We start from the raw sequence: 7,220 nt of genomic DNA, 5'->3' as shown, positions 1-7,220 counted from the left end.
CGTGCTTGTTCTTTTAAGGTAAACAATCGTTCAGTCACATTCATCCGCTCCCACATCTTTTTATTCATTATAAACAAAAGTACCCTATAGGATAGACTTTTTTCAAAGTGTCTATCTTATAGGGTACATTTTATAATGCAGGCCCGGATTTTATATTTTTTCTTAGCGTTCTGAACGAGCGCTACTGTTGCGTCGTGATGCGCCATCTCTTCTTGCACCATCGCGTGGTCCACTACTACGTCTAGTTGATCCGCCAGCTGATGAACCGCCACCACTTCTGCCGCGTCCGCCTTGTGAACGTCCACCGCCGCTGCGATTGCCGCCTTTATAGCCACCAGAACGTGATGAAGATGGTCTGCGTGAAGGTAATGGACGCTCTTCTGAAATACTTACAGGTGTCTCATCAACACTTTTAGTCAATGACTTAAGTGCTGCCGCCACAATTTCTTTTGCATCATGTTTCTCAAGCAATTGTGCTGCTAATCCAGCATAATCCTCTGAATTATTCTGTTCAATTATTTCTACCAAGGAATCCACTGCATTTTTCTTCTGTTCAAGCAATGCCTCATCAGAAGTCGGTGGACGTAATGGAGTCATACGCTTCTTAGTCGTTTCCTCAACGATACGAAGGTAACCCATTTCACGTGGTGTTACGAATGTAACAGCCACTCCGCTTTTACCAGCACGGCCAGTACGACCGATACGGTGAACATAGCTCTCTGGATCTTGTGGAATGTCGAAGTTGTAAACGTGTGTTACGCCTGAGATATCCAATCCACGTGCAGCTACGTCTGTTGCTACAAGTACATCAATTTTATTGTCTTTGAACTGACGCAAAACTGACATACGTTTTGCTTGTGTCAAGTCACCGTGGATTCCTTCAGCAATATAGCCACGGATACTTAGTGCATGAGCCAACTCATCTACCCGGCGCTTCGTGCGTCCGAATACGATAGCCAATTCAGGCTGTTGAACATTCAACAATCTTGATAATACATCAAACTTCTCACGTTCGTGAGACTTTACGAAGAACTGTTCAATGTTCTCAACAGTCATTTCTTTTGATTTGATCTTTACTACTTCTGGGTTTTTCATGAAAGTTTCTGCAATCTTACGAATCGGAGCAGGCATAGTCGCTGAGAATAGCAACGTCTGACGCTCAGCCGGTACGCTTGCAAGAATTGTGTTGATATCTTCGATGAATCCCATGTTCAACATTTCATCCGCTTCATCCAAAACAAGTGTTTGAACATTATCCAGCTTCAATGTTTTACGGTTAATATGATCCAAAATACGTCCCGGTGTACCGACTACGATATTTGGATTATTACGAAGGGCACGGATTTGACGTCCGATTTCTTGTCCGCCATAAACGGAAAGAACTTTCGCACGGCTACCGTAGCCGACTTTATAAATTTCTTCTGATACTTGGATCGCCAATTCACGAGTTGGTGCGATGACCAACGCTTGAACTGCAGTACTCTTCGGATCCAACTTTTCAATGATTGGAATACCGAATGCAGCTGTTTTACCAGTACCTGTTTGTGCTTGCCCGATTACGTCGCGGCCTTCCATACCAAAAGTGATTGTTCCCTCTTGGATTGGTGTTGCCTCTTCAAACCCCATGCGTAGCAAAGCGTTTTGTGTTGCTTCACTAATATTCAATTCTGAAAACTTCGTCAAAATATTCATTCTCCTTTATTTCTCCATTTGACAATTGGTTACATCTGCAAATGAAAGCGCGGCAAATTCGAGCCATGTACTTTGAAAGTTGGGAGCGTTTCCGATATATCCATCTCTGGTTTATAAAAAGAATCTTCTAGAAGGATTCTTGTGGTTGAGAGGGGTCATATCAATTACACCGATCGTAATTGCGTCCAGATTTTTATACAGCACAATGTAAAACCCGTGACATACAAGGAAAGCTCGGTCCTTGCCGAGCGGTGAAAACAGCAAATCATTGCTAGTCTGCCTAATAATCACCGTTTTATTCAAAAAAAAGTACTCTCCGTATAGTATAACGGAAGAGTGCCGTGTAAATGTATCCAATTCCTTTCATCATTCTACCATGGCTTACACAAGACTGCAACGAATCCGCTTAAGTTCCATTAATCAGTCTTTGCCCATGAACTTCAGTACTTTCGCGAACCATACGTGGCGATCTTGGCTATAACAAATATGATGTTTACCATGTTCAGAATAAATCAGATGTTTTTCTTTTGATCCGAGTTGTTCATACAATAACTCGGCCGTGAATGCAGGAACGATACCATCTTGCTTCCCTTGCACGATACAAACAGGTGTTTTGACTTGATAATGATACGGTCGCACTAAGCGAACGACGCGTAAAAACTCTATCGCTACACGAACAGGTGTCTTTGTCAGTTTATAGTTATACAGATGATAAAACGAATCGGGAGGATAATTCTTACGTCTAAAAGGCCTCATCATGATTCTTGCATCTCCCAATAAAATACGCGGACTAATATATTTCGCCGCAGCACTTAATAGGACAAGCTTTTTTATCGGATAGCGTAGCGCCAAGTACATGGCGATCAAGCCGCCCATAGAGAAGCCGACGATTATGACGTCGTCCACTTCTTTTTGTAGTTTTCTTAATTCTAATTCCGCTACCATCATCCATGACTTGGCGGTGCCTTTCTGTACGCCAAGATCCATTTCATGTCCCGGTAAAACAGGTACCGCTATTTTCCAATCGGTATAATTCTGTAGAAATCTTTTAAACGGAGCGATTTCAAAAGGACCACCTGTGAATCCGTGAATGATAAGAACGCCTGTCGTCACAACTCTTCCTCTGCGAGCATCTCTATGATACGTTCTAGTTTCATTCCTCTAGACCCTTTGAATAGCACCACTGTCTGATTCGTTAGTTTCGGGCGCAATGCCTCCGCAAGTAATACCATGTCATTCGCGGTCCACATAATATCACCACGGTAATCCTTCAACTGCTCCGATAACCACTTCATACGCGGTCCAAATAGCGCAATCCCATTTACGTTCATTTTATTCAGTTCGTCCGCAAGCTCTTCGTGATAGCGCTGTTCATCGGGACCAAGCTCCAGCATATCCCCAAGGACGAGCCACTTGTTTTGTTTGACGGACGTTTCATCGATAAAACGGAACGCTGCACGCATGGAAGTAGGCGCTGCATTATATGCATCATTAATAAGTAATGAACCATTTTTACCCGTTATAGGTTGCATACGCATATCTGTTAATGTTGTTTCACTTAATGACTCTTCAATTTGTTTTTCTGTCAGACCCAGCTCTTTTGCAATTATAATCGCAGCCAGTGCATTCTTCACTTGATGCGAACCGTAAACAGGAATGGCATACTGCCCCTCATGCTTACCAGTTATAGTAAATGAACTACCTTTATCTGTAGATATAATTTGTTGCGCAATCAAATCAGCTTGTTCATAACCGAATGACACACTGCGCAAATTGGACTTTTGATATACTAATCCTTTTAATAACGGTTCGTCACCATCGTAGAGCAACATACCGTTACCCTCTAGACCGTCGATGATTTCAAACTTCGCCTTTGCAATCCCTTCACGAGAGCCCAGATCTTGCATGTGTGCCTCACCAATATTAGTTATGACTGCAAACTGTGGTTTAGCAAGCGTTGATAAGAATGAAATTTCTCCAAAGCCGCTCATCCCCATCTCAAGGATAGCAACTTCTGTATCATCTTCAACAGCTAATAATGTCAGTGGCAAGCCCAGTTCATTATTGAAGTTGCCTTCCGTTTTCTTAACCTTTAGATAAGGTGACAATACCCCTGCAATTAGATCCTTCGTCGACGTTTTGCCATTCGACCCTGTGACTCCGATGACAGTACATGTCAATTCACTTCGGTAGCTACGGGCCATTTGCTGCAATGCGAGCTCTGCATCCTCGACGAATAGAAGAGGTAGATCTGTCGGTGGATTAGGTTCATCTTTCAGCCAAAGTGCTGCGATTGCACCTTGCTCAATTGCTCCCTTGACGTATTGATGGCCATTTACTTGTTCCCCTCTAAAAGGAATGAACAAGTCCCCCGCTTGCACTTTCCGTGAATCGATGCAGACACCTGTCACTTGTTGCTCTGCGATATGCTGTCCTTCCGCCTGAAGCCATTGCTGGATCGTTGTTAGATTTCGTTTCACGTTACTTCCTCCACTCAGTCCATTGTATATTGTAGTTGTTGTTTTTCTGTATGACGTTCTACTGCCAGTTCAATTAGCTGATCAATTAATTCTGGATAGGTCAATCCAGAATTCTGCCATAATAATGGGAACATGCTTGTCGGTGTAAAGCCAGGTAATGTATTTACTTCATTGATCAATACTTCGTCGTCTGCCGTAACGAAAAAGTCTGCCCGCACAAGTCCTGAACAGTCTAGAACTTTAAATGCCCGAATTGCCATATCCTTCATACGCTTAGCAACTGCATCAGGCACTTCAGCCGGAATAGACAACTCCGTGCTTTGGTCTTTATATTTCGCTTCATAGTCATAAAAGTCAGCAACCGGGCGGATTTCTCCTGCTACCGATACGTTAGGATGATCATTACCAAGAACAGCCATTTCAATCTCACGAGCCACAATTCCTTGTTCTACAATGATTTTGCGGTCAAATTTCAATGCTAACTCAATCGCTTTTTCGAGCGACTCGCGATCATCCGCTTTGCTGATGCCCACGCTTGATCCAAGATTGGCTGGTTTGACGAACATTGGGTAGCTAAGTTCTTGTTCCGCTTGATCTAGTAATTGCTCGGCATGTTCTTTCCACGTACTGCGAATAAAGTGGACATATGCAACTTGCGCTAACCCCGCTTGAGCGAATAATTGTTTCATTACGACTTTATCCATACCTGCTGAAGAAGCGAGTACTCCGTTACCCGCGTATGGAATATTCAAGACTTCAAATAATCCCTGTACTGTTCCGTCTTCCCCGTTCGTTCCGTGTAGAAGTGGCAAAATGACGTCGGGCATATCTCCTTGCAAAAAACTTTCAATATGATCGGGCTTTGGTTGTTCACTTCTCAGACGTAATGTCTCAATCTCCGTGACGGGTCCAGTCAATGGTTCCCCTTTAAGCCATTCGCCTTGCATCGTAATATAGATTGGCAATACTTCATATTTACTTAAATCAAGCGCCTCTGTTACTGCCCGCGCTGTAGAAAGTGACACTTCATGCTCCGCGGATTTCCCGCCATATACTAAACCTAACCGTCTTTTCATGTAATCTCCTCACATTCCGTAGTTTTCATTCATACAGTTTACCATGAACGGAGCCAATTCATGAATGAAAAACCAACGTTCTCCATTCTTTTTACTTCACATAGAAACCAATCATTTCACAACTCGTCTATTAATGGGTGTACTTCTTAAAAAGTTTTGCGATATAATAGGTGATTATAGTAATAGAATACTAGCTTAAGAAAAGGTGATTTCATAATTGAAACAATCAAACAGGCTAGGTGAACGATTTGACTGGACACTTGCCTTTATCATTTTACTTTTCGCGATTGTCAGTTTTTTCGTCATCGGATCCGCTCAAACCTCTGAGCAATATACACAGAACTTCGTTTTAAAACAAGTGAGATGGTATATACTCGGTTCATTCATCGTAGCAATGGTCATGTATTTTGAACCTGATCAATATAAAAAGTTCGCTTGGTATTTCTATGGCTTTGGTATTTTCTTGTTGGTTTTTCTGATGTTGGCGCCAGGAGGTCCAGGGCAAATTGCAGAAATGCGCTACAGCGCAAAGCGATGGTTGCATTTACCCGTCATTGGGACGATTCAGCCTGCTGAGTTCATTAAGACATTCTTTATTATCGGGCTTGCCAAGTTGGTCAGCACGCATAACGAACGCTCGTTACACAGGACGTATACGACAGATTTACGATTGCTCGGTAAAATAGCGTTGATGCTGTTCGTTCCATTGGTTCTCATTATGAAACAACCCGATCTAGGAACTGCACTCGTATTCATTTCGATCACTGCCGCCGTCGTCATCGTTTCAGGTATTTCATGGAAGTTACTCGTACCTATCTTTTCATTAGGAGCTGTAGCCGCAGGTGCTGTGCTGTGGATGTCACTATTCGCACAAGACTTGCTCGATAAGTTCGGGTTTTCACCTTATCAGTTTAAACGTGTCTATTCTTGGTTAGATCCTTACTCTTATCCAACAGATGAAGGGTACAACTTGATTACGGCAATGACCGCAATAGGATCCGGACAACTGACGGGTAAAGGTTTTCTGGAGCGCGTTGTATACATCCCCGAGAATCATACGGACTTTATCTTCAGTGTAATTGGAGAAGAGTACGGTTTTATCGGTGCTTGTTTAGTTATCACACTGTATTTTATTTTAATTTACCATTTAACGAAAGTTGCTCTTTCTTTGCACGATCCGTTCAGCGTATACATTTGCACGGGCGTCATTGCGATGATCGCGTTCCACGTATTCGAAAACATCGGCATGAATATCCAGCTGCTTCCTATTACAGGTATCCCTCTACCGTTTATCAGTTATGGGGGAAGTTCCTTATTCAGTAATATGCTAGCAATCGGCTTGATTTTCAGTATGAAGTTCCATCAGCGAACGTATTTATTCGATGCGAATGACAATGACTAACCGTAAATGAATACTCACTCCCTTTCCGAGCAGGCACAAATTGTGTAGACTGTATAGGAAAGGGAGGTTTTTTTATGTCAAGTTTACCAAATTGTCCGAAATGCCAATCCGAATATACATATGAAGATGGGAACCTTCTCGTTTGTCCTGAATGTGCCTACGAGTGGACGCCTGGAACGACGGAAGAATCCGATCAAACAGGTATACCCGAGATCAAGGACGCCAATGGCAATGTGTTGCAAGATGGAGATTCTGTGACGGTCATTAAAGATTTAAAAGTAAAAGGCAGTTCCAATGCATTGAAAATGGGGACGAAAGTGAAGAGTATTCGCTTAGTAGACGGTGACCATAATATTGATTGTAAGATTGATGGATTTGGCGCTATGCAGCTAAAATCCGAGTTTGTGAAGAAAATTTAAGGCATAAACTAACGCGAAAAGCTCACCCTCCAATATTAAAATGTACCCTATAAGATAGACACTTTGAAAAAAGTCTATCCTATAGGGTACTTTTGTTTATAATGAATAAAAAGATGTGGGAGCGGATGAATGTGACTGAACGATTGTTTAC

General features: G+C 42.5%; 6 protein-coding genes. 2 read left to right on the top strand and 4 right to left on the bottom strand.

Going from position 1 to position 7,220, the window contains the following annotated elements; translation table 11 throughout:
• Positions 1-162: 162 nt before the first annotated feature.
• From cshA to CSV70_RS16105, 4 genes are all read right to left on the bottom strand, one after another.
• Positions 163-1,683, bottom strand: a complete 1,521-nt coding sequence (cshA, locus tag CSV70_RS16120; protein WP_085131910.1) for a degradosome RNA helicase CshA — start codon at positions 1,681-1,683, stop codon at positions 163-165.
• A gap of 429 nt (positions 1,684-2,112) precedes the next feature.
• Positions 2,113-2,805 (bottom strand): alpha/beta hydrolase, encoded by a 693-nt coding sequence (locus CSV70_RS16115; protein WP_085131911.1) that lies wholly within the window; start codon positions 2,803-2,805, stop codon positions 2,113-2,115.
• Positions 2,802-4,172 carry a UDP-N-acetylmuramoyl-tripeptide--D-alanyl-D-alanine ligase gene (locus CSV70_RS16110; RefSeq protein WP_099629201.1) on the bottom strand — a complete coding sequence of 457 codons (1,371 nt, stop codon included), beginning with the start codon at positions 4,170-4,172 and terminating at the stop codon, positions 2,802-2,804. Before CSV70_RS16110 ends, CSV70_RS16115 begins: the two co-directional genes overlap by 4 nt.
• Positions 4,173-4,186: 14 nt before the next feature.
• On the bottom strand, positions 4,187-5,248 hold the full coding sequence (locus tag CSV70_RS16105) for a D-alanine--D-alanine ligase (protein ID WP_099629200.1): 1,062 nt from the start codon (positions 5,246-5,248) through the stop codon (positions 4,187-4,189).
• A 217-nt stretch (positions 5,249-5,465) separates the two neighbouring features.
• On the opposite strand from CSV70_RS16105, the gene CSV70_RS16100 reads away from it, so the two are divergent.
• Both CSV70_RS16100 and CSV70_RS16095 read left to right on the top strand, forming a co-directional pair.
• Complete coding sequence (locus CSV70_RS16100; RefSeq protein WP_085131914.1) at positions 5,466-6,650, top strand: FtsW/RodA/SpoVE family cell cycle protein; 1,185 nt, start codon at positions 5,466-5,468, stop codon at positions 6,648-6,650.
• A 74-nt stretch (positions 6,651-6,724) separates the two neighbouring features.
• A complete protein-coding gene (locus CSV70_RS16095; protein WP_099629199.1) occupies positions 6,725-7,069 on the top strand; it encodes a zinc ribbon domain-containing protein YjdM in 345 nt (114 codons plus the stop codon).
• The last annotated feature ends 151 nt before the right edge of the window (positions 7,070-7,220 follow it).

It is taken from the genome of Sporosarcina sp. P25 (assembly GCF_002743235.1).
Lineage (GTDB): Bacteria > Bacillota > Bacilli > Bacillales_A > Planococcaceae > Sporosarcina > Sporosarcina ureae_B.
Note: the sequence above shows the minus strand (reverse complement) of the source record. Positions and strands in the feature narration are given on the sequence as shown.